Source organism: Corynebacterium sp. LK14, assembly GCF_008042215.1.
Taxonomy (GTDB): domain Bacteria; phylum Actinomycetota; class Actinomycetes; order Mycobacteriales; family Mycobacteriaceae; genus Corynebacterium; species Corynebacterium striatum.
Window position 1 is genome coordinate 1 of sequence record NZ_NOVQ01000002.1, and the last position, 25734, is coordinate 25734.

Annotated in this window: 26 protein-coding genes and 1 tRNA gene; 17 read left to right on the forward strand and 10 right to left on the reverse strand. The window is 57.3% G+C overall.

Annotated elements, in window-relative coordinates:
- Positions 1–467 precede the first annotated feature (467 nt).
- Positions 468–893, reverse strand: a complete 426-nt coding sequence (locus CHU71_RS00450; RefSeq protein WP_255456368.1) for a YjdF family protein — start codon at positions 891–893, stop codon at positions 468–470.
- A 633-nt stretch (positions 894–1526) separates the two neighbouring features.
- Here CHU71_RS00450 and CHU71_RS00455 point away from each other — a divergent pair.
- From CHU71_RS00455 to CHU71_RS13140, 3 genes are all read left to right on the forward strand, one after another.
- Complete coding sequence (locus CHU71_RS00455; RefSeq protein ID WP_086890423.1) at positions 1527–2099, forward strand: hypothetical protein; 573 nt, start codon at positions 1527–1529, stop codon at positions 2097–2099.
- A gap of 8 nt (positions 2100–2107) precedes the next feature.
- Entirely contained in the window at positions 2108–2341 is a 234-nt protein-coding gene (locus tag CHU71_RS00460) for a hypothetical protein (protein WP_147759859.1), read from the forward strand.
- A 529-nt stretch (positions 2342–2870) separates the two neighbouring features.
- Positions 2871–3320, forward strand: a complete 450-nt coding sequence (locus CHU71_RS13140; protein WP_187271981.1) for a transposase — start codon at positions 2871–2873, stop codon at positions 3318–3320.
- Here CHU71_RS13140 and CHU71_RS00470 read toward each other — a convergent pair.
- Positions 3227–4428, reverse strand: a protein-coding gene (locus CHU71_RS00470; protein ID WP_370450465.1) for an IS3 family transposase whose coding sequence is annotated in 2 segments (ribosomal slippage) — positions 3227–4134 and positions 4134–4428 — 1203 coding nt in all. Because the reading frame shifts where the segments join, the coding sequence is not laid out codon by codon here. The two genes, CHU71_RS13140 and CHU71_RS00470, sit on opposite strands and share 94 nt — an antisense overlap.
- On the opposite strand from CHU71_RS00470, the gene CHU71_RS00475 reads away from it, so the two are divergent.
- Both CHU71_RS00475 and CHU71_RS13145 read left to right on the forward strand, forming a co-directional pair.
- Positions 4427–5152, forward strand: coding sequence for an IS3 family transposase (locus tag CHU71_RS00475; RefSeq protein WP_147759862.1), 726 nt, complete (start codon positions 4427–4429; stop codon positions 5150–5152). The two genes, CHU71_RS00470 and CHU71_RS00475, sit on opposite strands and share 2 nt — an antisense overlap.
- A gap of 12 nt (positions 5153–5164) precedes the next feature.
- Positions 5165–5560, forward strand: a complete 396-nt coding sequence (locus CHU71_RS13145) for an IS3 family transposase (protein WP_147759914.1) — start codon at positions 5165–5167, stop codon at positions 5558–5560.
- A gap of 149 nt (positions 5561–5709) precedes the next feature.
- Here the strand turns inward: CHU71_RS13145 and CHU71_RS00485 are convergent.
- A tRNA-Leu gene (locus CHU71_RS00485) sits at positions 5710–5794 on the reverse strand.
- 191 nt (positions 5795–5985) lie between these two features.
- Here CHU71_RS00485 and CHU71_RS00490 point away from each other — a divergent pair.
- The 11 genes from CHU71_RS00490 (at position 5986) to CHU71_RS00540 (ending at position 17251) form a co-directional block, all read left to right on the forward strand.
- On the forward strand, positions 5986–6819 hold the full coding sequence (locus CHU71_RS00490) for a DUF3662 and FHA domain-containing protein (protein ID WP_046646656.1): 834 nt from the start codon (positions 5986–5988) through the stop codon (positions 6817–6819).
- A gap of 27 nt (positions 6820–6846) precedes the next feature.
- A complete protein-coding gene (locus CHU71_RS00495; protein WP_005530622.1) occupies positions 6847–7299 on the forward strand; it encodes an FHA domain-containing protein in 453 nt (150 codons plus the stop codon).
- Complete coding sequence (locus CHU71_RS00500; protein WP_049151997.1) at positions 7296–8657, forward strand: PP2C family serine/threonine-protein phosphatase; 1362 nt, start codon at positions 7296–7298, stop codon at positions 8655–8657. The genes CHU71_RS00495 and CHU71_RS00500 overlap by 4 nt, the downstream gene beginning before the upstream one ends.
- Complete coding sequence (locus CHU71_RS00505; protein WP_147759863.1) at positions 8658–10010, forward strand: FtsW/RodA/SpoVE family cell cycle protein; 1353 nt, start codon at positions 8658–8660, stop codon at positions 10008–10010.
- Positions 10007–11434 (forward strand): penicillin-binding transpeptidase domain-containing protein, encoded by a 1428-nt coding sequence (locus CHU71_RS00510; protein WP_147759864.1) that lies wholly within the window; start codon positions 10007–10009, stop codon positions 11432–11434. The genes CHU71_RS00505 and CHU71_RS00510 overlap by 4 nt, the downstream gene beginning before the upstream one ends.
- 2 nt (positions 11435–11436) lie before the next feature.
- Complete coding sequence (locus tag CHU71_RS00515) at positions 11437–12879, forward strand: serine/threonine-protein kinase (protein WP_147759865.1); 1443 nt, start codon at positions 11437–11439, stop codon at positions 12877–12879.
- 3 nt (positions 12880–12882) lie between these two features.
- Positions 12883–14835, forward strand: a complete 1953-nt coding sequence (gene pknB, locus CHU71_RS00520) for a Stk1 family PASTA domain-containing Ser/Thr kinase (RefSeq protein WP_147759866.1) — start codon at positions 12883–12885, stop codon at positions 14833–14835.
- 70 nt (positions 14836–14905) lie between these two features.
- Positions 14906–15178, forward strand: a complete 273-nt coding sequence (crgA, locus tag CHU71_RS00525; protein WP_005530630.1) for a cell division protein CrgA — start codon at positions 14906–14908, stop codon at positions 15176–15178.
- A gap of 16 nt (positions 15179–15194) precedes the next feature.
- Positions 15195–16283 (forward strand): sensor histidine kinase, encoded by a 1089-nt coding sequence (locus CHU71_RS00530; RefSeq protein ID WP_147759867.1) that lies wholly within the window; start codon positions 15195–15197, stop codon positions 16281–16283.
- Between the two features lie 62 nt (positions 16284–16345).
- A complete protein-coding gene (locus CHU71_RS00535; RefSeq protein WP_005530634.1) occupies positions 16346–16594 on the forward strand; it encodes a hypothetical protein in 249 nt (82 codons plus the stop codon).
- 6 nt (positions 16595–16600) lie between these two features.
- Positions 16601–17251 (forward strand): response regulator transcription factor, encoded by a 651-nt coding sequence (locus CHU71_RS00540; protein ID WP_005530637.1) that lies wholly within the window; start codon positions 16601–16603, stop codon positions 17249–17251.
- A 21-nt stretch (positions 17252–17272) separates the two neighbouring features.
- Here the strand turns inward: CHU71_RS00540 and CHU71_RS00545 are convergent, their stop codons facing one another.
- The 5 genes from CHU71_RS00545 to CHU71_RS00565 all read right to left on the reverse strand — a co-directional run bounded on the left by CHU71_RS00545 (position 17273) and on the right by CHU71_RS00565 (position 21535).
- The gene (locus tag CHU71_RS00545; protein WP_147759868.1) at positions 17273–17851 is read right to left on the reverse strand and encodes a hypothetical protein; all 579 of its coding nucleotides are present in this window, start codon (positions 17849–17851) and stop codon (positions 17273–17275) included.
- 11 nt (positions 17852–17862) lie between these two features.
- Entirely contained in the window at positions 17863–18432 is a 570-nt protein-coding gene (locus CHU71_RS00550) for a hypothetical protein (RefSeq protein WP_100086688.1), read from the reverse strand.
- Between the two features lie 55 nt (positions 18433–18487).
- Positions 18488–19774: a hypothetical protein gene (locus CHU71_RS00555; RefSeq protein WP_147759869.1), complete on the reverse strand. Its 1287-nt coding sequence runs from the start codon at positions 19772–19774 to the stop codon at positions 18488–18490.
- A 518-nt stretch (positions 19775–20292) separates the two neighbouring features.
- Positions 20293–20937, reverse strand: coding sequence for a rhomboid family intramembrane serine protease (locus CHU71_RS00560; RefSeq protein WP_046646011.1), 645 nt, complete (start codon positions 20935–20937; stop codon positions 20293–20295).
- 67 nt (positions 20938–21004) lie between these two features.
- Positions 21005–21535: a peptidylprolyl isomerase gene (locus CHU71_RS00565; protein ID WP_005530645.1), complete on the reverse strand. Its 531-nt coding sequence runs from the start codon at positions 21533–21535 to the stop codon at positions 21005–21007.
- Positions 21536–21603: 68 nt separating this feature from the next.
- Between CHU71_RS00565 and CHU71_RS00570 the strand changes: the two genes are divergently transcribed.
- Positions 21604–22242 (forward strand): HAD family hydrolase, encoded by a 639-nt coding sequence (locus CHU71_RS00570; RefSeq protein ID WP_147759870.1) that lies wholly within the window; start codon positions 21604–21606, stop codon positions 22240–22242.
- On the opposite strand, the gene metE is transcribed toward CHU71_RS00570, so the two are convergent.
- The gene (metE, locus tag CHU71_RS00575) at positions 22239–24503 is read right to left on the reverse strand and encodes a 5-methyltetrahydropteroyltriglutamate--homocysteine S-methyltransferase (protein WP_147759871.1); all 2265 of its coding nucleotides are present in this window, start codon (positions 24501–24503) and stop codon (positions 22239–22241) included. The two genes, CHU71_RS00570 and metE, sit on opposite strands and share 4 nt — an antisense overlap.
- The gene (locus CHU71_RS00580) at positions 24500–25423 is read right to left on the reverse strand and encodes a methylenetetrahydrofolate reductase (protein WP_049192027.1); all 924 of its coding nucleotides are present in this window, start codon (positions 25421–25423) and stop codon (positions 24500–24502) included. The genes metE and CHU71_RS00580 overlap by 4 nt, the downstream gene beginning before the upstream one ends.
- Positions 25424–25734: the final 311 nt, after the last annotated feature.

A 25734-nucleotide genomic window follows, 5' to 3' on the forward strand; every position in this document is an offset into this window, starting at 1 on the left:
GTTCAAAATGACCACTAAGCCGAGCCCTAGTACATCAGTTAGCCACAAAACGAAAAGCACCAAAGAAGCGGCCGCCAAAGCGAGCAAAACTCCGATTTTTATCTTCTGCACCTTGTCCATGTCCATAGCGCCATTATTTAAAATAAAAACCAACCGCGTGGGAAGTTTCCCCGTTTTCGAAGAAATCTCCTCCAATCCTAAAAGCGTCCTCGGAGAACTGCTTTTCCACTTTATGTCTATAGTGGAGAACGCTCGTAATCCTCTCGCGGAGTGCTCCTTATTTCTCGAGAGGACTGTATAAATGCAGGTAGAACTATATGCAATTAAACATATGCTAAAGCATATGTTGTGTCATATGGTGTAACATATGTCCCGCCATGCGGCAGGCCTGGCGACTGCGCATAACTTGACAGGTGGCTACACAGCTTTGCTTCTGCAGTATGGCAAATTCGCTTTGACGCCTTCGATTACTTGCCTTTATGTTTAGCCTTCTTTTTAGTAGCACGGATCTGAAATTTCCGTTGTGCTTCTTCGCGCCGAGCGATCCGCGAAGCTTCCTTCTTGTTTGCGTTAGCTAATTCGAAATTTAACTTTGTTGCTTCTTGGGCTTTCGAGGACACTCCTGAGGTCTTGCGTTGCTCCTTATTGACTTTCCGCTGCAGGCGTTTGGGATTTCCTCGCTGTGGCTTTTCAATAGTGCCAGGTATAGGTGCGGAATGATGGGCACGTTTGACTAGGGAAGAACCGTTGACGAGCAGCCACTCATAAAGTTCGGCATTATTAGACTCTGGACCGAAAACTACTCGGACGGCGCGGAGTTGGTTGTTGCTGGAAGTCTCGTAGACTCCGCACCAAAATTGTCCATCGTGAAAAAGGGTGAATTGAGCAGGCAAAGTCGTCTCCAGGTACGCTAAAGCGGACCTGACGACGCTGGATTCCTTAGCCCTCGTGAGGGAAAGAGCTAAAGCGACGGATAGCACTGGCTAGTGCTATCGCTCAGACTTCCTACTGAGACTGTGCGTTTTGCGCATCAGGATCTTACGGGAGGTAACACTAACACACCCTGACTTTTAGAAAATACAGCGCACGGGCTGTGCACACCCTCCCGATAGGATAAGCACAAACCGCGAAAGGAGAAGAGGAATGTACATAATCATCGTCCTGGCTGCGCTGGTGTGTGCTGCCGCCTTGGCCGTCCAGACCATCCGCCGCGCACGGCCACAAGACCGTATGCGTTGTGCCGTGATTGGGGCGGAACCAGCGTGGCAATGGTTTTGGGGGCTTATCTTCTTTTTACCCTCGCGGAGCTGCCGCTAATCTTTACCGTACTTATTGTGTCGCTTGGTCTACTCACCCTGTGGGCCGGCATTTTCGGAGCTCGGCTCAATGCAAGAACCAGCAGGTAAAACTGCATACCGTCGGACATATGGAAGGGCTGACGACTGCGTGTAATTTTACCGCCTTGACGACAACAAGTTTCAGCTTTACTTTAATATAAGTAAACTATTTCTTATGGAAAGGAAAAAGTGGATAAGCCTAAGACATTGAAAACTGCCGCTTCCCTTCTGTCTGTATTGGCCCTCCTTCCTGTCTTGTCTGGAACCGCTCAAGCAGAAACGACACAAGGAAAGCAGGAAGACCCCCAAACGATTATGGGGGGAAACTACCAAAGCACGGATCCAACGGCTTACAATTACCTTCCTGAAGGAAGTGATCCAGTTCCGAACACTGCGGATAGATCAGCATTCGGAGCAGCCACAATCAACGGCTTTGGATTTGAGTTTCAGGGGCATAACTTCAAAGTTCCCGTAGTAACTCTTGAGCATGCAATTGAGGGTAAAGGCCATCACATAGACTCCGAAAGTGCCTCCGCGACGTTTACTAACGGAACGATGTGCAACTGGAGAGTGGACTACCAAAACAGAGACGAGCATGGAATTCATGCAACCCGTAAGGGGAAAACCCACAATGATTGCTCCCTTGGGCATGTACATGATGACGGATTCAAAAACTTCGATGTTAAAGGCAATGCTGAGTGCGCACGTCTATTTGTAATGGGAGAATTTAGGGGAGAGCAGTGCCACGCAATTCACCCTTAGTAGCTCTGATGAAGATTGCGATTTTTATATCGCTAGCTCTTTGTCTCGGGTATCTTATTGGTGGTTTAAATGCGATGCACGTTGCTAAGGCTTTGACTGAGGAGAATTCAACCTCATTAGCGGATATTTCTCGTAGATTAGAGAATGGTTTTTTCTACTTTAGAATCGCTGGAGTCTTTGCCGTTATTTTTCTCGCCGGAACTTATACGGTTTGGCGCAGAACCAAAGTCCCCCGTAAATGAGTTCTATACGACCATCAGTTATTTATCCTATTTGGGTATGCGTGACACAATTGCGGGCCTTATCTTAGGTCTCAAATTCCGCTTTTGAATCGAGTAAATGAAGGCACTCCCGCTGGTGGGAGTGCGCTTTTCTATTTATTAGACTGCTGTCGTTTAGACGTAGAAACTGCGGGCAGTGACGCATTCTCGGAAACTTATGTTTAGTCATATAGCAGGCTTCATGGGTGTACAGAAGGTGATACCCGGCTACGCAGTCTTTCGGCCGCAGTAGGAAATGGTTCTACGGGTTTAGTGTGGGAGTATTGCGAAACCCCGCGCGCGCATTATCCTAAAATACGACAGCACAGTTCACCTTTGAATTGCGGCTGCACAATAAAAGGGTCCCAACGAGTGCCGGCTCGTTGAGACCCTCGGGCCTAAAGACCCAAGTGAAGCATCACCGCAATGAGCTTCACCGTTACGGTCACAAGTGTTATGACCTTGATTGCCACATCGGGGGATGCGGACGAAATCTTGGAGGATTTCCCGTATGACTAATGTGCGATACACGGATACCCAGCGGCTCAAGGCATTAGAGGTATTCGATAGAACACAATCTGCTACCAAGGCCGTTCGTGAGTTGGGCTACCCAGGCCGTTGGACACTCCATCGATGGATAAGAGAGCGTGATGAACCCCCAGCTGCCCCCATTCGGCGTACGACCTTAAAGCGCTACCCACTTGGCGTAAAGCTCAAAGCCGTTGAGCTCTTTACCGCTGGTATGTCTCCTGACGCCGTCGCATCTGAGCTTTCGTTGAACTCGAAAATGAGCGTCTATGCTTGGGCCCAACGATTCCGCGAAGAAGGAAGGGCCCGACCCCCGGAAAGTGGACACGGGGGATTTGATCAGGAAGCAGATTTCAGGATAACAGGACACCTCTCCTCAAACACCGCTGGCGCGAGATATTTACACCAGGAATGCCGACGAACCGTGTTGTAGCGGGTGCACCAGCGGAAGACATCCCGCCGACACTGGAGCTGATTGGCAAACGTCTTGGCGTCCTGGAGGACTTCCCGCTTCAGGGCGGCGTTGAAGGACTCCGCCAGCGCATTATCCGCGCTGGTACCAACTCCTCCCATCGATTGCCTGATCCCAAGGTTTCTGCAGGCGCCCTGAAATGTATGCGAAGTGTAAACACTGCCGTGGTCGGAGTGGAAAACGGCTCCCTCCAGGCTGCCGCGCTGGCCTTTCGCCATGAGCAGGGCATCCTGGACCAGGCCCGTGCGCATGTGGTCCGCGATCGCGAAGCCAACCAGCCGGCGGGAGAAACAGTCGATGACCGTGGCCAGGTACATATTCGACCCATCAGCAATCGGCAGATACGTAATGTCCCCGACGTACACCTGATTCGGCTTCTCAGCGGTGAATTTCCGGCCCACCAGATCCGGGAACACCGGTTTCTTCTGTTCAGGCACTGTGGTGGTGACCTTGCGTTTTCTGGTGTAGCCGCATAGCTTCAGCGAACGCATGATCCGGGCGACCCGCTTGTGATTGACCGGGATGCCGGCCGAGTCGTTGTTGAGTTCAGCGGTAATGCGTTTGGCACCATAACATCCGCGTTCCTTGGTGAACACGGTCTTGATCCGAGCCCCGAGGATAGCATCACTGAGCAGGCGTTTCTTCCTGATGTGGGCAGTGCTTTTCCATTTGTAATACGAGGACCGATTCAGTTTCAGGACCTCACATAACCGCTTAACCGAGTGGTCGTGTCGGGTGTCGTCAACGAACCGGAAGCGGCTCACCAGTTCGTCTCTTCCGCAAAATATTTAGCGGCCTTGCGCAGGATATCGCGTTCTTCCCGCAGCCGGCTGACTTCCCGTTCCAGCTGGCGGATCCGCTCGGCCTCTGTCACCGAGTCCGGCGATGGGCCTGACGTGGTGGTGATGTTGGTGCGGGCTCCGGTGCCGTATTTCTTGAGCCAGTTCTGGAGAGTGTTGCGGTTGACTCCCAGTTCTGTGGCGATGGTCTGGATCGACGTGCCCGGGGACTTCTCGTAGAGCGCGACAGCGTCGCGCTTAAACTCCTCGGAGTAGGTCTTGCTTGGCATGGCGGCAGATTACCTTTCCCAGCATCATGCTGGTTTCAGGGTGTCCACCAAACAGGGGCCAGGTCCGAAGTGGGGCTTGATGAGCGCAACTGAACGCAAACAGTCTGCCGGCATTGTCACTCGTAAAGCCTTGGAAAAGTCACTTCCAGATGACGATGTCGAGCTCAAGAAGCTGGCAGCACGCCTATCAGCGGAAAAGGCGGTGTTAGAAAAAGAACTGGAAGAATTAAAAAAAGACGACAGCATCGACCCAGCCAACCTCAGTAACAAGTTCAAAGCCATTGTGGTCGATGCGTTACGGTCTTCTTTTCCAGTTTCGTTGTTGCTCGACATTGTTGGTCTGTCTTCATCCAGCTTCTATTACCAGCTCAAAGCCCTAAATAGCCCGTCAAAATATGCAGAACTGACAGAGGTGGTAACCAAAATCGTCGAGAATTCTGGATTCAGCTATGGATATCGTCGCGTATGGATCCAGCTGAAGAAACTAGGTATCAAGGTCAGTGAGAAAGTTGTGCGTCGAATCATCTCTGCCGAAGGACTCACGGTGCGCTACGTGAAGAAAAGGCGTCGCTATTCGTCCTATCGTGGTGAGATTTCGGATGCGCCACCGAATCTGGTTAAACGAAATTTTCATGCCGAAGCGCCGGGTTTACTGTGGTTGACGGATATTTCCGAGTTTCCTGCTGATGACGGGAAAATATACTTCTCGGCGTTAGTGGACTGATTCGATGGGAAGATTGTCGGGGCAACAACGAGCCGACACCCTAATCAGCAGCTTGCCGACGACTGTCTGAAGCAGGCGCTTGAAAATAATGCACCTCCTGACCCCGCAAAACTAGTAATTCATTCCGATCGAGGTTGCCATTATCGGGGCAACAGCTGGATTCAAGCCTCACAGGACATCGGCTTTACGCGTTCGATGTCGAAGAAGGGATGTTCACCCGACAATTCAGCATGCGAGGGATTGTTCGGCAGAATGAAAAATGAAATGTTCTATGGACGCAAATGGCCCCATTGTGAGGAACTAGAGAAAGCAATTCATAAATATGTTGGCTTCTACAACGAACGAAGAATCAAGCTTAAGTTCGACGGATTAAGCATCAACCAACGCAGGCGCGAACTGCTACTCTGAACATTCCTAAAAAATGTCCGCATCCCCTTTTTTGCTACTTAGCCCTACAATCTTCGCACCTCAAAGATTGAAAAATAAAAGAAACCGGAGGTAACATACCCTTTCGAGTTTGTTACTTCCGGTGTAGCAGTTTGTTGAACTGCTCAGCGTGCCCGGGGCGGGACTTGAACCCGCACGTCCTATAAGGACACTGGCACCTGAAGCCAGCGCGTCTGCCAATTCCGCCACCCGGGCTGGGTATCTAAATGTCTTGGCGACCAACTAACATTAGCATGTAGCAGCGTATTGATAACAAATCCGCTGGCAAAGCCAAACTTTTCTGAGGAAAAGTCCCGGATAAACCTGGGAACTTTGGCCTGTACGGCTACGTTTAGAAGGGGTAAGCACCCTATAATTAGCGCTGCTATAGAAAAGGAGGACAGCACGTGGCATTACTTGAAAGGCTCGCGAAGCTGGATTCCGCCATGCAGCGAGGCTTAGACAACGGCATGGCCTTTGTCTTCGGAGGCAAGGTCGTCCCTGCTGAGATTGAAGAGCTCCTCAAGCAAGAAGCGCAGGACAATCTCGCACGCGGAGACGATGCTAATCTCTACAGCCCCAACGTTATGACCGTAGGCGTGTCCTCCAAGGATTTGGAGAACCTCTCTCAAAACAGAGATCTTCCTGCGGATTTCGCCGAGCAACTCACCCGCTTTGTCAGGAACCACGGCTGGGCCTTCGCCGGCCCGGTCATCGTGCGCATCGCGGAGGAATCGGGATTGCGTACAGGACAGCTCCGCGTGTCCTCGTTCATCGATCACGAGCCCACTGAGGAAACCGGATTTGACGCAATCTTCCACGAAGACGATGGTCAGGAGGACCATATGACTAACCCCAATAATGCAGATGAGGCCGCAACCACCGCTTTTTTGGCACAGAACCAGCAGCCGGAGCAGCCGCAGCCACATGGCCCAGCTGTCAACCTCATGTTGCAGGACGGTTCCTCCCGCGTGTACCACGTGCAGGAAGGTTCCAACATCATCGGCCGCAGCAACGACGCCGACCTTCGCCTGCCAGACACCGGCGTGTCCCGTCAGCATGCTGAAATTACCTGGAACGGCCAAGACGCCATCCTGGTAGACCTACAGTCCACCAACGGCACCACCGTGAACGAAACCCCAATCGATAACTGGCTCCTGGCAGACGGTGACGTCATCACCATGGGCCATTCCCACATCGAGGTTCGTATCACCGGTACACAGCCAAACAAAAACTACTAATACAAGCTCGAGAGAAAGGAGGTCACCATGGATTCGGTCGTTTTGTTAGCTCTGCGCATCGGCCTGCTCGCACTGTTGTGGCTTTTCATCCTGGTGGCCTTGAATGCGATGCGCCGAGACGCCAACAAGGCTGCCGGCGTGTATCAGCCCTCAGCGCAAACTAAGTCTTCCCCGCGGCGCCGCGAAGTTCCTAAGCAGATCAACATCGTGGATGGTCCGCTACGCGGCTCCCACATGCAGTTGGGCACCCTCGAGGAATGCACTATGGGCCGCGCCCAAGACTGTGACTTTGTCACAGGTGATGACTTTTCTTCCGGTCATCACGCCCGGCTTTTCCGCCGCGGCAGCGAATGGTTTATTGAAGACCTTGAATCCCGCAACGGCACCTTCGTCGGTGGCGTTCGCATTGACCAGCCGGAACGAGTTGGCGTTGGCAGCGACATCAAACTTGGCCGCACGACCGTGAGGTTGATGGCATGACATTGAGCCTAAAATTCACCGCGATTACTGACCGCGGCCTAGTACGCCAAAACAATGAGGACAGCGCGCACGCCGGTCCCCATCTTTTGCTTTTGGCTGACGGCATGGGAGGCCACGCCGCAGGCGAGGTCGCATCCAAGCTCATGGTCGAGCACTTGGAACACCTCGAGCAAGACCCCGAGGACAACGACATGCTCGCCCTCCTGGGCGCCGCAGCTGAGGATGCAAACGCGTCCATCGCAGCGCACGTCGAGCAGCACCCAGAGACCGAGGGCATGGGCACCACGCTGACCGCGATGATGTTCAACGGTTCCGAGTTTGGTGTCTGCCACGTCGGTGACTCCCGTGGTTACCGCCTGCGCGCGGGCAAGTTGACGCAGATCACCAAGGACGACACCTATGTGCAGTCCCTGGTGGATGAGGGTCGCCTCGACCCAGCTGACGTCTCTTCACACCCGCAGAAGTCGCTCATCCTCAAGGCCTATACCGGCCGCCCGGTGGAACCCACCTTGTTCATGCTGGACGCCAAGGTCGGAGACCGCCTGCTGCTGTGCTCCGACGGCTTGTCCGATCCCGTCACAGCCTCCACCATTGAGTTGGCGCTGGGCCAGGGCACGCTTGACGACGCCGCGGTAACCCTCCGCGATCTCGCCCTGCGCTCCGGCGGTCCGGACAACGTGACTATCGTCCTGGCGGAAGTGGTTGAGGGCAAGGGTGACAGCTCGCCTGTCACCGTCGGCGCGATCGCCGGCGTTGTCCCAGAACCTACTCACCCCGACTCCGCTGCGAGTCGGGCGGCGGCGCTGACGCGCCCGCGGGAGGCGTCGCCAAGCATTGCTGCGTCCCGGCAGGCCGCAGAAGAAGATGAAGAGTCCGAGGAGCCTCACAGTCCCAAGAAAAAGGTGGGCTGGAAGATCATCGGCGCACTCGTGGCTGTGCTTGTGCTCGTCATCGGCAGCGGATTCTGGACCAAGAACGAGATTTCGAACAACTTCTACGTAGCCATCGGCGAAGAGAAAGTGATAACGATCCACCAAGGCGTGGACTTCTCCATCTTCGGCCGCTCGCTGCAACACCAGTACCAAAATGCGTGCATCGATAAGGCAAATACTTTGCGTCTGGGCTCCGCGCCCTGCGAGGGAGACTTCTCCGCGTTCAAGGTGAGCGACCTTCCAGATTCCGAGCGCGCTGCGGTTGGAAACCTGCCCTCCGGTACCTATGCGGAGGTTCAGACCCAACTGTCGACCTTGTCCTCCAAGGCACTCAAGCCTTGCATCACCGCGCCCAGCGGAAAAACGGACAAGAAGTTAGAAAACAAAGCCGCGAAACCAGGAGTTACTTGCCGGGAGGTGAGTTAAGTGAAGAAGGTTTTTTCCCGTGGCACGGAGCTCGGGCTGCTGATCCTGGCAACCCTCGTCTTTGCCATCACCCTCGTAAGCCTGGAGCTTTCCCAGGGCAACATCCTCACCGTGGATGTCCTCTACCTCATCGGTGGATTCATCGGCGTGTTCACTGTCGCGCATTTAGCGCTGTGTTTCTTGGCGCCGCACTCCGATCAGCTGATGCTGCCTATAGTCTCGCTGCTCAACGGCACGGGCCTAATTATGCTGGCGCGCTTGGACCTCGCCAATGATGGTAACCTGGCAACCCGCCAGGTGATGTGGACCATCGTCGGTCTCATTCTGTTCGTCCTGGTGCTGGTGGTTTTGCGAGATCACCGTTCGCTGACTCGCTATTCCTACATCCTGGGTGCAGCTGGCCTGGTCCTTCTGGCACTGCCGCTGGTATGGCCGCAGCCCCCAGGAGTTGAGGCCCGTATCTGGCTGTGGCTTGGACCTTTCTCCATCCAGCCGGGTGAGTTCTCCAAGATCATGCTGATCTTGTTCTTCGCCATGCTGCTGACCCAGAAGCGTTCGCTGTTCACGGTAGCCGGCTACAAGTTCTTGGGGCTTTCCCTGCCGCGTCTACGCGACCTCGCACCGATTCTGGTGATTTGGGGCATCGCGATCGTCATCATGGGCATCTCCAATGACTTTGGCCCAGCGCTGCTGCTGTTCTCCACGGTCTTGGGCATGCTATTTATGGCCACGGGCCGTGTCAGCTGGCTGCTCATTGGCTTGCTCCTCGTGGGTGTTGGCGGCTTCGGCATTTACCAGATCTCGTCGAAGATTCAGCTGCGCTTTTCCAACTTCCTGGACCCGCTCGGCAACTATGACAACGGCGGATACCAGTTATCCCAGGCATTGTTCGGCATGTCCTCGGGCGGCATCTCTGGCACCGGCTTGGGCCAGGGCCACCCAGAGATCGTGCCGGTCGCGCACTCCGACTTCATCCTCGCCGGAATCGGTGAGGAGTTCGGCCTCATAGGCTTGGCAGCCGTGCTCACCATGTTCGCCATGCTGATCTCCCGCGGCTTCAACACCGCACTGAAGTCCCGCGATTCCTACGGCAAGCTCGTGGCATCCGGCCTGTCCTTGACGCTGGCCGTGCAGGTCTTCGTGGTCACTGGCGGCATTTCTGCAATGCTGCCGATGACCGGCCTGACCACCCCATTCATGTCCGCCGGCGGTTCCTCGCTGATGGCCAACTACATGCTCCTGGCAATCCTGCTGCGGATCTCTAATGCAGCTCGCCGCCCGGCGCGTGAGACCACCAGCAACGCGCCGAGCGACACATCCATGTTCCCCGCTGTACAGGAGGCAACCCGATGAATAAGTCGATCCGCCTCGTCTCTCTCTTCGCCGTCCTTCTGACCGCAGTTCTGTTGATCAACCTCACTGTGGTGCAGGCATTTTCAGACGACAAGTACGCGCATAACCCGAGAAACATGCGTGGCTACTACGCCATGCAGTCCACCCCACGCGGCCAGATTTTCGCAGGGGACACCGTCTTGGCTAAGTCCACTGCGGACTCCGAGGGCAATTACTCGCGTTCCTACCCCACTGACTCCCCGGCCTTTTCCAACATCACAGGCTACTTATCGACGCAGTTTGGCGCTTCCCAGCTGGAGGCTTCCCAGAATGACATCCTCAACGGCACTGACGATTCGCTGCTTGCCCAGAACTGGCTCGACACCATCTCCGGCAAGGAAAAGGTAGGCGCCAACGTCGAGGTAACCATCGATCCTGCCCTTCAGCAGGCTGCTTATGACCAGCTCACCGGCCCTGGCTACAATGGCGCCGCGGTGGCGATCCAGCCTTCCACCGGCAAGATCCTGGCCATGGCTTCCTCACCGAGCTACAACACAAATGACCTGCTGGGTGACAACGCCGACGACACCTGGACCGCACTGCAGGAGCAGGCGGGAGCGCCGCTTCTCAACCACGCCACGCAGGACACCTTGCCACCGGGCTCGATTTTCAAGATCATCACCACCGCGGCCGGCCTCAACAACGGTTTCAACCCGAGTTCTTCGCTAACCGGCGCGAACTCCATCGTCCTGCCTGACACAGTCACCGAGTTGACCAACTACGGTAATCAGATGTGCGGCGGGTCCCAGACGGTGACCCTGCAGACCGCCTTCGCGTTGTCCTGTAACACTGCCTTCGTGCAGATGTCCGAATCCATCGGCGCCGACGAGCTACGCAAGTACGCAGACGCTTTCGGCGTAGGCGAGAACTACAACTTGGGCGTCGACACGTCCCCAGGTAACTTGGGCGAGCTTGGCGACGGCGCGCAGGTCGCCCAGTCCGCCATCGGCCAGCGTGACGTCACCATGTCTGCTTTGCAGGCGGCAATCATGGCCGGAACCGTGGCCAACAAGGGCAAGCGCATGCAGCCCTACTTGGTCAACCGCATCACAGATGCGCAGATGAACGAAATCCGTGCCACCCAGCCGCGCCAAGCCAAGGAAGCGGTAAAGGAAGACGTTGCGAACACGATCAAGGACTTGATGCTCAGCTCGGAGCGTTCGACGTACGGCTATGACGGCAACACTTTTGCCTCGAAGACCGGTACGGCCGAGCACGGCGAGGGCCTCGCGCCACACGTGTGGTACGTGGCTTTTGACCCAGACCGAGACATCGCTGTCGCGGTGGTGGTCAAAGACGGTGGCAACCTTGGGGAGAGCGCCACCGGTGGACAAGTATCCGCCCCAATCGGGCGCGCAATTCTGCGCGCATATGGAGGTCAGTAGTAATGAGCAATGCGGATAATAGAGAGCATCTCCAGCATCTCATCGGCGACGACTACCAGCTGCAGTGGATTATCGGCCACGGCGGCATGTCTACTGTGTGGCTCGCTGACGACGTCCATGGCGACCGCGAGGTTGCCCTCAAGGTTCTGCGGCCAGAGTTCTCAGACAACAATGAGTTCTTGAGCCGTTTCCGGAACGAGGCCAAGTCAGCCGAGTCCATCTCCTCTGAGAATGTCGTGGCCACCTATGACTACCGTGAGCTAGAGGACAACGGCCGCACGTTCTGCTTCATGGCTTTGGAATACGTGCGCGGTGAGTCTTTGGCGGATCTCCTGGCGCGCGAGGGCGCTTTGCCTGAGTCCCTAGCACTCGACGTCATGCAGCAGGCAGCACACGGACTTTCTGTCATTCACCGAATGGGCCTGGTGCACCGCGACATCAAGCCTGGCAATCTCATGATCACCCAAAATGGACAGGTCAAGATCACCGACTTCGGCATCGCAAAAGCCGCAGCCGCTGTTCCGCTGACCCGCACGGGCATGGTGGTGGGCACCGCACAATACGTCTCCCCGGAGCAGGCGCAGGGCCTCGACGTGACGCCGGCTTCCGACGTCTACTCCCTCGGCGTTGTCGGTTATGAAATGCTGGCCGGCAAGCGCCCGTTTAGCGGCGACTCCTCGGTCTCCGTGGCGCTTGCCCACATCAGCCAGGCGCCGGAGGCGCTCTCGACGTCGATTAGCGCACCTGCTCGTGAGCTCATCGGAATTTCGCTCCGTAAGGATCCCACCACCCGTTTTGCCGATGGCAACGAGTTCACCAACGCCATCTCCGCGGTGCGTGACGGCCAGCGTCCGCCGCAGCCCAAGTCTGCTGCGCTCGCGCCGCTCGCTGCTGAGCCTTCCCCGTCCGCATCGACGGAAATGCTGGCCAGCGTGGCCAACCCGAAGACCGCTACTCCTGAGTACGCGCCGGTCAAGGACACCCCACGCCCGGCGGCCAACCACCAGCAAAAAAGCAAGGAGAGCTCCGGCTTTGGCGTCGGTCTACTCATCGCTGCGGCCATTGCGGCGCTCGTGGCACTGGGATTTTTCGCCGCCAACTTCTTCAAAGGCACTGGAGAATCGGAAGAGACATCCCGCACCCCTGAGTCCATCGTGGTGACGGAATACCGTGGCCCTGTCACCACTGAAGTCATTACGCCCGAAGAATCCACGGAGGATACTCCGGAAGAAGTGACAGTAACAACCACGCACTCGGTGGAGCCGAAAACCTCACAGCAACAGACTCCGACGCCCGTACAGCCAGTTGAACCTTCCACCGAACAGGAAATTCCCGCCACAGAAGAGCAGGAGACGCAGGTCAATGAACAGACAACTGCTAATTCCGAAGTAAACTCGCAGCCTGAAAACCCCTTTGAGAAACTACTACCCCAGGATGGTGCCTAGAACATGGGCAATGACCGCTATCACCTCCGCCACGTCATCGGATCTGGCGGCATGTCTGAGGTCTACGAGGCTGAAGACACAGTTCTGGGACGCACAGTTGCTGTAAAAATGCTGCGCCCTGAGATGGCGCGCGACGTCAACTTTCGTGAGCGCTTCCGCCGCGAGGCGCAAAACTCCAGCAGACTCAATCACCCGAACATCGTGTCGGTGTTTGACACCGGCGAGAAGGACGTCAACGGCCTGACCATCCCTTATATCGTGATGGAGCTGGTCAACGGACGTACTCTGCGCGATATCGTACGCGAAGATGGTCCGCTCCCCTCGCAGGAAGCTGCACAGATTCTGGCGCCTGTCGCCGACGCATTGCAGGCCTCCCACGAGGCGGGAATTATCCACCGCGATATCAAGCCGGCAAACATCATGCTGACTGGCACCGGCCAGGTAAAGGTGATGGACTTCGGCATCGCCCGCGCTCTGGATGACTCCACCTCAGCCATGACGCAGACCTCTGCCGTGATCGGCACTGCCCAGTATCTTTCCCCGGAACAGGCCCGTGGCAAACCTGCCGATGCCCGCTCCGACGTTTATGCCCTGGGCTGTGTCATGTACGAGGCGGTCACCGGCCGCACTCCTTTCGAAGGCGAGACACCATTCGCGGTGGCCTACCAGCACGTCCAAGAGGACCCAGTTCCTCCGACCCAGTACGTGGACCTGCAGCATCTAACCGATACGCAACGTCTCAACATCGATGCCGTCATCTTGACCGCTATGGCCAAGCACCCAGCGGATCGCTACCAATCTGCGTGGGAGATGGGCGAGGACCTAAGGCGGATGGGCAATGGCCAACTCACCGAAGCGGCCCGCGGGCACGTCACTGAGGAAGAGCCCCCCACGGCCATGGTCGCGCCGGTCGCGGATGCATCGGTTGGCCAGCACCGCGCGCCGGTGAAATCCACGCGCCCTTCTGAGGATGACGAGGGCGGCAACGGGTTGAAATGGCTCGCTTTGTTCCTAGCGGGTCTTTTGGTTGCCATCATGGGCTACTTTGCTTGGGACTTCTGGCAGTCCTCCCGCGAGGAAAGCCGCATCGAACAACAGCAACGAGACGCTGCGGCACGCGCCAACATGGTCGTGGTGCCGAAGGTGGAAAAGCGTCCGCGCAATGAGGTTGTGGCAGAACTTGAGAAGATGGGCCTTTTGGTCACTGTCAATGAAGAGGCTAATCCCGACATTGAACGCAACAAGGTCATTCGCATCAATCCGGCTCCGGGATCTGAGCTGCAAAAAGGCTCTTCTGTGACGCTGACCGTTTCCTCGGGCGACGAGATCACTGATGTCCCGGATCTCTCCGGAATGACGTTGGAAGAGGCAGGCAAGGCGCTTTCCGACGCCGGTCTTTCCCTCAACGACAAGATCGAGGAGACCAACGACGACGCGCCGGCTGGTCAGATCGTCTCGCAGAACCCAGCCGGCGGCTCGCAGCTTTCCAAGGGCTCAAAGGTTAAGGTCACCGTGTCTAAGGGCAAGGAAGAAGCTCAGGTTCCAGACGTCACCGGCATGCCACAAGCACGCGCTGTCAGCATGCTGGAGTCCGTTGGCTTCAAGGTCAACGTGAACGTCGTTGACTCGCAGGAGCCGGAAGACCGGGTGGTGTCGGTGAGCAACCAAGGCAGGAAACTGGCGAAGGGTGAGACCGTCACGATTGAGGTCTCCAATGGCATGCTCATTACGGCACCGGACCTGTTGCACAAGACGCCTTCTGAGGCTGAATCCGCGCTGCGCTCTGCCGGCTGGCAGGGTAGCGTGCGTACCGGCCCCGTTGTTCCTACCGGTGCGCTGGTGGATAACGGCCGCGTCGGCTGGGCCTCCGTTAACTCGGGCGACCTCATCCGCAAGAACGCAACCGTGGAGCTCCGCGTTTGGGAGTTCAACGCCTCGGCGCTGCTCCCACGCTAGTAGCAGACGAATTTCGCCTGCTAAAGTAACCGTTAAAAAGAATGCCTAAAGAAAAGTTGAAGGTTTAGCAATGCCAAAGTCAAAGATCACCCAGAGCTCGGGCGTTCCGCAGTCCTCTAGCTCTGCGGCCAACCGCACTCCGGTCAAGATCAATTCCGAGGGCACGCCGAAGTGGTACATCGCCATCATGCTGGGCCTGATGGTCATCGGCCTGCTATGGCTCGTGGTTAACTACCTGGCTGGCGAGTCCATCCCGTTCATGCAGGAGCTCGGCGCCTGGAACTACGGCATTGGCTTCGGTCTCGCCATCATCGGCCTCCTGATGACCATGGGCTGGCGCTAAACTTCATCCCTAAACCGTGAACTCTACGAGGTTCTATCGTTTCGCTGGCGTCGGCTGCATCATCGTGGTGATGCTGACCGTGGCCACCGATCCGCAATTCCTCTCCCCTGGCGCGCTATTGATTGCTGCCCTCGGCGTGGCTCTTACCCCGCTCGGTATGAACCACCCGCTGTGGGCGGCTGCGGCATATAGCGTGCTTTTTGCTATTTGTGGATGGCATCCCGAATGGCGCTCCCTTTTGCTTCTAGCATGGAGTGCAGTCATCGTAGGGCTTATTTCCTACCGACGCCCGTGGACTCACGCCGTTATCCCCGGGCTCGTATTGGTCCTACTCTCAATTGTCGATCCAACCCAAGGCGTGCTGGCTTCGCTGGATCTCTTTAGCTTCTTGTTAGTGGCTGCCTTTAATGTCGCGGGAATCATCGTTGGTGTCTCGCTAAAGAAGGCACGTCAGCGCCAGCAAGCGGCTGAACAGCGTAGCCAGGAATACCGGCACGCGCTGATGACCACCTTGCATGATTCAGTGGCCACCACATTAACCTCGGTGGTCATGCGCTCGGAGACTCTCGGACTCATGGGCACCGACCCAAAACTAAAAGAAAACTCCGCAGCTATCGCTGACGACGCACGCAAGGCCATGGGTGAAGTCCGCGATCTACTCCGCCTGATGAAGAACGAAGACGAACCTCTGCTCAAGAAAGCACGTTCAACCGCTGCTGAGGAGCTCGAAGAGATGCAGTCCTTCCTGCACAGCCATGGGTTTGATTGTACCGTGGAAGGCAGACTCGGAAAGCTAGCGCGAACCATGGCGCTGCCCAATGACCTGCATTTGGTCTTTTCAGAGCTCTGCGCAAACCTCATCAAATACACCGCTGCAGACTCACAAATTGCCATCGTGTTCAAACGCAACCACCGCGGCATCGATATCCAAATTCGCTCTGTCATCGCCAAAGCACAGGCCGATCAACACATAACCACCGGACTGGGCATTTCCGAAATTCAAAAACGTGTCGCAGCAGCCAACGGCACTTTTAGCAGCGGACCTAAAAACGGAATGTGGATTAGCACGCTATACATCCCGCTTTCAAGTATGGTGCGCAGATAAACTTACCTTGTAGTAGGCTAAGGCCCATCGTCTTTATTTCCCGTCCCAATAGGAGTATCTACATGCGTTTTCGTTCCGTTGCAGCCGCAGCCGGTGCGGTCCTTTGCTTGACGAGCACCCCATTTGCTAGCGCTGCTTCTTCTTTCGGTTCTTCCAGCTCCGCTGAGTCTGCCACTCAAACTGAAACCACCAACGAGACCGCCTACACCGGTGGCTTCACCTACTACACCTCCATGGCGGAAGACGCTGCCAACCTCTTCCGCTGCTCCACCAGCCCGCAGCGTTGGTGGTGCGCAAAGTACCGCAAGTAAACCTCGATGTCCATTCGAGTCTTCCTCGTTGATGATGACCCGCTGGTCCGCTCATCGCTACGACTTTATTTCGAAACCACCGATGACATCTCGGTGGTAGCTGAGGCAGCCAATGGCGCAGAATGCCTCTCAATGCTGGAACAAGTTGATGTTGACATCGTCCTGGCAGATATACACATGCCCACGATGGACGGCATCACCTTGCTGCGCCGCATCAAGCAGTACCCCTCCCCGCCTGTGTTCTTGGCAGTGACATCCTTTGATTCGGATGACACCATGCTCAAGATCCTGCAAGAGGGCGGTGCTGGTTACATTCTGAAAAATCAGCGACCCCAATCCATCATCGATGCTGTCCGGGAGGCAATCCACGGCGGAACCGTTGTAGCGCCAGTAGCGATGCATCGCCTGGTGGGATACATCGGCGATGCTCCTCGTAAAGACCCAGTCGCCGCTGCCATCGAATCGCATTCGCTGAGCAACGGCGAGATCAACGTGCTGAAGCTGCTGTTACAGGGCAATTCGAATTCCGAGATCGCAGCAGCGCTGGAGATCTCCGAATCTTCGGTGAAAAAACACGTCTCCAGCCTCATCGTCACCTTTAACGCAAGCACCCGCCTAAATCTTGTAACCAAGATTTTAGGCGGGGCAGGTAGCTAGGCACTGAGGCTAAAGCACGGCTTAATACACCGGGGCGTCGTCAATGCGTAGCTCCGAATAGCGCGAGTACGGTGCGCTGACAAAGTACGGCGCGCCCTTTTCTACCCACTGCTGATCCTCGGAACAACGCACATCCTGCGAATCCGCGTCGAGCATCATAAAGCCCCACACGAGCTTGCCTTGCTGATTAGCTTCCAAATCGTAGGGGCCAATCTTTTGACCGAGGCTCCAATGGATCTGGTGGACGAAGTTAAAGCCAAACGCGTTCGACATGTACTTTTCAATGTCGCCGATTGGTTTCACCGATGCGCTGACCTCCGTGGTCTGCGTACGCTTATCAGTCACGGTGTGGCTAACTGGAACAGTGTGGTCGTTGCGGTTAGCCACGCTGGCTGCATCAGTCTGCTTAAACCACATGCGCTCCGCAGTGACGTACGTGCCCTGTGCGCCCGGTGTTGCACAGTGCGTGCCCGGCTTGTAGTCATCGTTCCAGCGCTGCGGCAGGCGGTAAGAAGCCGCGCCATCGACAGCTTGCGCAGCTGGCGTGGCCGCGCTTACTGCCACCAGCAATGCTGCGGCGATGCGTGCAAATTTGCGCACAGTTGCCTCCCTTAGTTGAACTTCATGTTGTCGCGAGTGGAAACCTCAACGTGGCGCTCTGCTGGCAGAGACGCGGTGAAGGTCTCGCCAGTGCCCTGCCAGGTGCCGTCCTGGCCGCACACGGTCTTCTCGCCTGCAAAGTCGGAAACAATCCAACCCGCGCGCATGACGGCGGTCTTGCCTGGAGCAACGTTGTACGGACCGACGGTCTCGCCCACCTCGTAGGTCTGGGAATCGGTGTAGCCCGCGCTGAACTTGATGTTGACCAGCTTCAGGATGTCGAAGTCGACGCCTGCGGAAACATTCCAGGTCTTGGTCTTGGTCTCCTTGATGGAACGAGTCAGTGGCAGCGGCTCAGCGTTGTAATTGGAGACGGTCCAGGTGCCTGCGGAACCATCAAAGTAGGTGCGGACAATCTCAACGGTCTGGCCGGTATCGCCTGGGTTGACGCACTTTTCACCGATGGTGGTCGGGTTAGCAGCGCCGTGGTTGACGGCAGGCAGTGCCATTGCTGGTGCAGCGGCGATGGAAGTTGCAGCAATTGCGGATGCTGCCAGGGCGAGAGTGCGGTTAAAGCGCATGATGTACTCCTATTTAGTGAGAAAAACAGTGGGGTTGGTAGGCAGTGTCGTGGTGTTAATAAGCGGTCTGGGTCGCAACTGGTAGGTCACGCCACTCATCTGGGGTGACGTCAACCTTGCGGGTCGAGCCATCCTTGCCAGTGACGGTGGCTTCTGCCCAGAAACCTGCCGGCGCGGAGGCCTGCTTGAAGTCGTGAACGAGGCTGTACTTACCGTCGCGGCCACAGTGCAGCTCGCTGTAGTTCACGCGCATCATGGTGGTGCCGTACTCGATGCGTGCGCGCTCACCTGGCTTAAGGTCGAGTGGCGCCAATGCGGTACCCACCGGCATGTAGGCACGCTGTGCGGCACCGATGGAGCCGAGCCAGCCCTCCGGCAGGCGGCCTTTATTGCCCAGCCAGTTCATCTGGCCGTTGTACTGCGCGCCCACCAGGTGGTCGGTGATGCCACGATAGGTGTAGTCAGCCTCAGTCCAGTTCATGAAGTCCTGGGAATAGCCCGGCTTTCGGAAGGTAGGAGCTACGCCCTCAATAGCGTTCGGGTACCACTGCATATCGCCAGCGGTGCACTCTTCGCCTTCGCTCGGCCAATTCTCGCGCTGCAGGTCGGTAGCAGGTTTGACCACATGGTCCTGCTTTTCATCGGCAATCTTCTCCAGGCTTGGGCCGGAGATGGCATTGTAGCCGCCGTCAACAACCTTGCTGTTCGCACCCGGCGCGCGGGACGGAATCTCAAGCGCTTGGTCATCAACGGTGCCGTCGGCGTGGATTACGGTTGCCCAGGCATAACGCTCGGCCGGTGCGGTACCTCTGATGACATTTGCACCCGGGATATTGGTATAGATGCCATCCTTACAGTCCACGAACATGGAAATGAAGTCTTTTTCCACGGTGCCGTATTCCACGCGGAAGGAATCGCCAGGCGCAAGCTTGATGGGCCCGATGGTTTCCCCCTCTATCCAGCCGTTAGACAGAGTCAGACCGATGTCTGTCTTTGCGGTGGTGTTCCAGTTGGAAGGCCACTTGGCGGCAGAGTTTGCTTCGATCTCGTGATTGGTGCCGGATTCGATGGTGGCGGTGTACGGAACCGTCTGCTTGGTGGTGTTGGTGAACTGGATGGTGCCATCCGAAAGGTAACGGCGGCCAGTTTCACCAAAATGCCAATCCGGATAACCCGCTGCAGTAGCTTCTGCTGGGCTGCACTCCTGGTAGAGATTCTCAATCGGATAGCCCTGTGGCATGGCGGGGATCTCTGCGTGCGCCGCAGCAGGGGCAACGAGGCTTGCCGCAGACAGCGCGGCGGCTGCTACGTAGTAGCTGAGATGGAGGCGGGGAATGCGCATCGCTACGTTTCCTTTTATTCACTATTTTTTGCAGTTTGAGGTTCACAGCGGCACGGTCTCTCCCTCCACGCGCTGTGAACTACTCACATGACGCTAGACGGCCACCATCACATCCTTCAATACCTCAGATACTTTCGGATAATTGCCCCTTGAGCTGGATCTTTACAGGCTTTTCCCAGCTAATTGCCATTCGAGAAACACTCGAAAATGTCCTTTCGTACACACCCGCTTCTGCCCCCTTTTCCCGAGTTGCCAACAAGATGGGAGGAAAGTTATCCACAGGCTGGGGATAACTCTGTGAAAATCAAATTCCCCAGGTTTCTTCCACAGCCTGTGGATAACTGTTTTCACCCACTTCCACAAGGGCTAAATTACAAGGATGTAAGTCTTCTTGCCTGCATGATCAGGGAAAACTCCGGCCATGCGTTCGGTAAATTACAAAAATGTAGTTATCCACATTGTGGATAACTATTGTGGAATTCTTTCGCACAAGCGTTTTGGTGAATAACTCGCCGGAGTTATCCCCAAAGCCCAGCTCTCAAGGCCAACAACACGCCGACAACCCCGAACACTGCAGCAACTCCAATCCAGTGCACAGCCTTCCGGCGCGAAAACAGGAACAGAGTCAGCACAATGCCGATTAAAAGCCCACCCAGGTGTCCCCACAAGGAGACGCCACTCATGATGAACGTGTAAACCACATTTGCGAGCACCAAGAAGATGGGCGCGCGCAGATCCATTCCTCGGCTGCGGTAAACACCCACCAGCATCGCCAGCAAGGCATAAAGCGCGCCCGACGCCCCCACAGTCGGCGCGTCGTAGTCCATCCACAGCACAGCCGCGGAGGCGCCCAAGACGGAGACCACATAGCTCGCCGCATAAAGCGCATGCCCAAGTGCCTGCTCGATCTCGCGCCCGATAAAGACGAGAAGGCACATGTTGAGTGTCAGATGCCCGACGTCGATGTGCATGAAGCCGGCCGTGATGGCCGTGGCCGGGGCGGCGGCAAACTCTGGCCCCCACAGAGTCCACGCATAAGCCAAAGAAGAGTCATAGTAGGACCCTGAAAGAGAGCGGGACTGGATAGCTGTCACTGCCCAAGCCAGAAAGCACACCGCTACGATTGCTGCGGTGACGGGCGCTTGTTTGATGTAGTTCTTCAACTTTCCCCCAAAACTGGAAGGAGCCCACCACCACTAAAAAGTGGCGGTGGGCTCAACGCAGGAGCTCTTATGCAATCTCGATGGACTCGATGATGACGTCCTCACGCGGACGGTCCATGCGGTCAGTTGCAACCTTGGCAATCTTGGAAACGACATCCTGGGAAGCCGGGTCCGTGACCTCACCGAAGATGGTGTGGTGGTTGTTCAGGTGCGGAGTCGGAGCCACCGTGATGAAGAACTGGGAACCGTTGGTGCCTGGGCCGGCATTAGCCATGGCCAGCAGGAACGGACGGTCGAACTGCAGCTCTGGGTGGAACTCGTCTTGGAACTGGTAGCCAGGGCCGCCACGGCCGGTACCGGTTGGGTCGCCGCCCTGGATCATGAAGTTGTCGATGATGCGGTGGAAAATTGCGCCATCGTAGAACGGGCCGGACTGCTCGCCCTTTGCGTTCTGGGTGGAGTAGTCCTTCTCGCCCTTGGCCAGGCCGACGAAGTTCTCCACAGTTACCGGTGCATGGTTACCGAAAAGGTCGATAACGATATCACCGTGATTGGTGTGCATCGTTGCAGTTGCGGTCTTCTGAGTCATGCCGACCATTGTATGGAATTTCTTGCTCGCGCGCCGCAAATGACATAACGCCCTAAGCGATCACTATGCTTATCCCCATGATTTGCGCCGTGCTCTTCGACCTCGACGACACCCTCATGGACCACACCTTCGCCATGCACGCCGGGTTGGATGAATGGTGTGCAGAGCTAGGCGTTGCGCAGGGCCAGCACGCGCGTTTCTCCGCCCTCGAGCGCAAATGGTTCAGTGCTTATGAGCGTGGAGAGGTCACGCACCAAGAGCAACGCATTGAACGCTGCCGCGAGTTTTTGGGGCAGACGCTTGACGACGCCGCCTCCCTCGCCGCCTACGACGGCTACCTGGCTGCATATCAGCGCAATTGGCGGGCATTTCCGGATGCTCTACCTGCGTTGCGCCGCGCACTGGCGGCTGGGCTAAACGTTGGGATTCTCACCAATGGTGCCCGTGAGATGCAGGAGGGCAAGCTCCGCGCGGGCGGACTTAATCTTCCGGAAGTGCAACTGATTGCCACCGTAGATTTGGGCATTCCCAAACCGCAGGCTGCGGCTTACCACGAGGGTTGCCGCGTGCTGAGAAGCGAGCCTGCGCACACGCTCATGGTGGGCGATTCCCTGGCTAACGACGTCGAAGGCGCCCGCGCCGCCGGGCTGCAGGCGGTGTACCTGCAACGCGACGGCTCGGGCGAGATTTCGAGCTTGGACGAGCTGAGCTTCTAGGCGGGAACGAGTGAGCTGAGCACCTCTTCGCGGGCCAAGACCATGTTGCGCAACGAGGCCTCGGTCTCGTCGTAGCCGCGGGTCTTCAGGCCGCAGTCCGGGTTGATCCATAGGCGCTCGACTGGAACGTTGCGCAGGGCCGCGCGGATGAGCTCTGCCATCTCCGCCACGGATGGGATGCGCGGCGAGTGGATGTCATAGATGCCTGGGCCGATCTCGGAGTGGAACTTATCGTCGATGTCTTCGAGGAGCTCCATGCGGGAACGCGCCGCCTCGATGGAGGTGACATCGGCGTCAAGGCCAGCGACCGCATCGATGATTTGGCCGAACTCTGAGTAACACAGGTGCGTGTGAATCTGCGTCGTGGGCTTTGCCTCCAAAGCAACGAGTCGGAAGGAACGCACCGCCCAGTCCAAGTAGGCCTTGCGATCCTGCTCTCGCAGTGGCAGCAGTTCGCGCAGGGCGGGCTCGTCAATTTGGATGATGTCGATGCCAGCCTCTTCGAGATCACGCACCTCGTCGGCGAGAGCCACACCCAGCTGATCCGCGGAGACGGACTGGTGAACGTCATCGCGCACGAAGGACCACGCGAGGATGGTTACTGGCCCGGTGAGCATTCCCTTGACGTGCTTCTCGGACAGGGACTGCGCATAGCGTGCCCACTCCACCGTCATCGCTTGCGGGCGGGAGATGTCGCCCACCACGATTGGCGGGCGGGTGCAGCGGGAGCCATAAGACTGGACCCAGCCGTTCTCGGTGACCACGAAGCCGTCGAGCAGCTCGGCGAAGTACTGCACCATGTCGTTGCGCTCTGGCTCGCCGTGCACCAGCACGTCCAGGCCTAGGCGCTCTTGCAGCTCGATGACCTGCTTGACCTCGTCGCGCAGGGCGTCGACGTAGGCGGCGTCGGAAAGCGTGCCCTTGCGGTGAGCCGCACGTGCCGCACGGATCTCCTGCGTTTGTGGGAAGGAACCGATGGTCGTGCTCGGCAGCAGCGGCAGGCCAAGAGCTTTTTGCGCTGCGTTGCGCTCGGCGAACAGCGGCTGACGCTGCACCTCGCCCTCCGGCAACTGCGCGGTGCGGTTTTGCACCGTCTCGTTGTGGGTACGGGCCGACTCGGCTCGTGTGCGCACTGCACGGTCTGCCTGGGCATACGCCTCCGGTGCTGCAAGCGGGCCAGCGCTCAGGGCGACGACCTCGCGCACCTTTTCATTGGCGAAGGAGAACCAGTTGGCTACGTCAATGGGAAGCGAAGTCTCTGCTTCCACGGTATGCGGAACGTGCTGCAGCGAGACCGAGGTGGTTACCGATGCGCCCGGAAGGGTCTCCAGCTTGGCGCGCAAGTCACGCAGATTTGCCGCCCACACGTTGCGGCCGTCAACCAGTCCGGCGCTGAGGTGGGATTTCAGTCCAGCCACGCGCTCCAGGTAACTCGGGTCCAGCGCGAGGGTGCCCACGGAAAGATCCACCTGCACCGCCTCCGGCTGCAGCTCGTTGACGGCGTCCAGACCCTTGCGCACCGAGCCATAAGGCGTGGTCAGGTAAACCTGCGGGCGCTTTTCCGCGGCGAGGATACGGCGGTAAGCGCTCAGGAGTGCCTGGGCAAGGGCGGCGTCGTCAGCCGCGGCAAGATCCGCGACCAGAGCGGGCTCGTTGAGCTGTACCCACTCCACCCCGGCGGCGTGGAGCTGCTCGAGGACAGATATATAGGAATCGACCACGGCATCAAGGTGCTCGAGCGGCTGCGTGCTCGATCCGTCTGCCTGCTTGGACAAAGCCAGCAAGGTCACGGGACCCATGAGCACGGGACGCACGGCGTGGCCGGCATTGCGAGCTTCTTCCACGATCTTGAGAACGCGCTGCGGGCGGGCGTTAAACGTCTGGTCATCGGCGATCTCCGGGACGATGTAGTGGTAATTGGTGTCGAACCACTTAGTCATTTCGAGAGGCGCGGAGTCGGCGTTGCCACGGGCCAGGCGGAACTCGTCATCGAGGGTCTCTCCCTGCACCACGCCAACGGTCAGGGCGGTCTCGAGGACGTGGTCGTAGTAAGCCACGTCTGCTGGGATGGCGTAGTCCTCGTTAAGCCCGAGGTCGCGCAGGCGCGCATAAGTGTCAAGACGCAGCGAGTGCGCTGCCGACTCAAAGGTCTCGGTGTCGATCTTGCCGGACCAGTAGGCTTCTAGTGCGCGCTTGAGCTCGCGGTTCGCGCCGACGCGTGGGTAGCCTTCGATGGTGGCCTTAGGAAATGGTGCGTTCATGGGTGTACTCCAATTCGATTCAAAAGGTCTTGAGTGATGTGAGGGTTGTTGTGGGTATAGATATGGAGGCCGTCTGCCCCTGAGCGCAGTACGCTTCGAGTCAGCTCGGCGGTGAGTTCCATTCCGATTTCATGTTCTTCATCTGGGGTCGATGCTGCCGCGAGTGCGGCCCGCACACGGGGTGGGACCTGCAACCCGGACAGCTTGGCCATTCGCTCGAGCCGGGCCACGCTGGTCATCGGCATGATTCCCGGGATGAGCGGAATACGCACGCCGGCCAGCCGGGCGCGTTGGGCAAAGCGGGCGTAGTCTTCGGCGTCGAAGAAAAGCTGGGTGATGGCAAAGTCCGCGCCGAGTCGCTGTTTGGCGAGCAGAACGTCGAAGTCCTCGTCGAGGTTCGCGGACTCCGCGTGGCCGTTGGGATAGCAAGCCACTCCCACCGCGAGGCTGCCTGCGGCGAAACGTGCGGCTTGGCCCGCCTCGCGATGGCGGATGAGCCGGACCAGCTCGTCGGCATGCTGCAGGTAGTGCGCCGGCATGCCGCCTTCGGGTAGGTCGCCGCGAAGAGCGAGCAGGCCGCGAACGCCGGCGTCGACAAGCGCATCGATCCAGCCGATGAGCTCCTCCCGCGTGCCAGCCGTGCAGGCGAGGTGAGCGAGCGGGCGCATGGACGTGGTGCGTGAGATTTGTTCGATGAATGCCGCGGTGCCTTCCAGCCATCCGGAGCGCTGTGAGCTCGTCACCGCGATGTAGTCCGGGTTGTACCCCTGCAACACCTTTAGGAGCTCGGCGGTAGTGCTCGCATCAGCGTCGTTGCGCGGTGGAATCACTTCGAAAGAGAGTGCGGTCCTTTGGCGCGGCTTAACAGATACTTCACTGAATTGGTCTAGTGGTGCTGAAGCGGATAGACGCGGAGTCATGTTCACCTCCCTTACTGGTCAACGGATTTTGCTTGCGATGAAATGTACCAAGCTGTCCATTTTTCGGGGAAGGGTAACTTATTAAATAGTACTTTTAAAAGTGGCGTGCCTGCAGGCTTTTTGAAAATTGGCACGAATAAAAATAGGCGGTTGCGTACCAAGCTGTCTAGTAGTCAGCTCTTATTACGTGCAAAAGTCCGGCTCTACAGGCTAGGGTTAATCCGGCTCTACAGGCTAGGGCTAAAAGGCTTTGAGCTTGACAACCAATGTTACTTCCGTAACATCCGGTGGGATTACCCATCATGCCAAGT

Bases quoted from the DNA above. Each gene is read 5' to 3' on its own strand.
- CHU71_RS00460 (WP_147759859.1), top strand. From the start codon at position 2,108: ATGAAGATTGCGATTTTTATATCGCTAGCTCTTTGTCTCGGGTATCTT.
- CHU71_RS13140 (WP_187271981.1), top strand. From the start codon at position 2,871: ATGACTAATGTGCGATACACGGATACCCAGCGGCTCAAGGCATTAGAG.
- CHU71_RS00475 (WP_147759862.1), top strand. From the start codon at position 4,427: ATGGCGGCAGATTACCTTTCCCAGCATCATGCTGGTTTCAGGGTGTCC.
- CHU71_RS00495 (WP_005530622.1), top strand. From the start codon at position 6,847: ATGGATTCGGTCGTTTTGTTAGCTCTGCGCATCGGCCTGCTCGCACTG.
- CHU71_RS00500 (WP_049151997.1), top strand. From the start codon at position 7,296: ATGACATTGAGCCTAAAATTCACCGCGATTACTGACCGCGGCCTAGTA.
- CHU71_RS00510 (WP_147759864.1), top strand. From the start codon at position 10,007: ATGAATAAGTCGATCCGCCTCGTCTCTCTCTTCGCCGTCCTTCTGACC.
- CHU71_RS00515 (WP_147759865.1), top strand. From the start codon at position 11,437: ATGAGCAATGCGGATAATAGAGAGCATCTCCAGCATCTCATCGGCGAC.
- pknB (WP_147759866.1), top strand. From the start codon at position 12,883: ATGGGCAATGACCGCTATCACCTCCGCCACGTCATCGGATCTGGCGGC.
- crgA (WP_005530630.1), top strand. From the start codon at position 14,906: ATGCCAAAGTCAAAGATCACCCAGAGCTCGGGCGTTCCGCAGTCCTCT.
- CHU71_RS00535 (WP_005530634.1), top strand. From the start codon at position 16,346: ATGCGTTTTCGTTCCGTTGCAGCCGCAGCCGGTGCGGTCCTTTGCTTG.
- CHU71_RS00540 (WP_005530637.1), top strand. From the start codon at position 16,601: ATGTCCATTCGAGTCTTCCTCGTTGATGATGACCCGCTGGTCCGCTCA.
- CHU71_RS00550 (WP_100086688.1), bottom strand. From the start codon at position 18,432: ATGCGCTTTAACCGCACTCTCGCCCTGGCAGCATCCGCAATTGCTGCA.
- CHU71_RS00555 (WP_147759869.1), bottom strand. From the start codon at position 19,774: ATGCGCATTCCCCGCCTCCATCTCAGCTACTACGTAGCAGCCGCCGCG.
- CHU71_RS00565 (WP_005530645.1), bottom strand. From the start codon at position 21,535: ATGGTCGGCATGACTCAGAAGACCGCAACTGCAACGATGCACACCAAT.
- CHU71_RS00570 (WP_147759870.1), top strand. From the start codon at position 21,604: ATGATTTGCGCCGTGCTCTTCGACCTCGACGACACCCTCATGGACCAC.
- metE (WP_147759871.1), bottom strand. From the start codon at position 24,503: ATGAACGCACCATTTCCTAAGGCCACCATCGAAGGCTACCCACGCGTC.
- CHU71_RS00580 (WP_049192027.1), bottom strand. From the start codon at position 25,423: ATGACTCCGCGTCTATCCGCTTCAGCACCACTAGACCAATTCAGTGAA.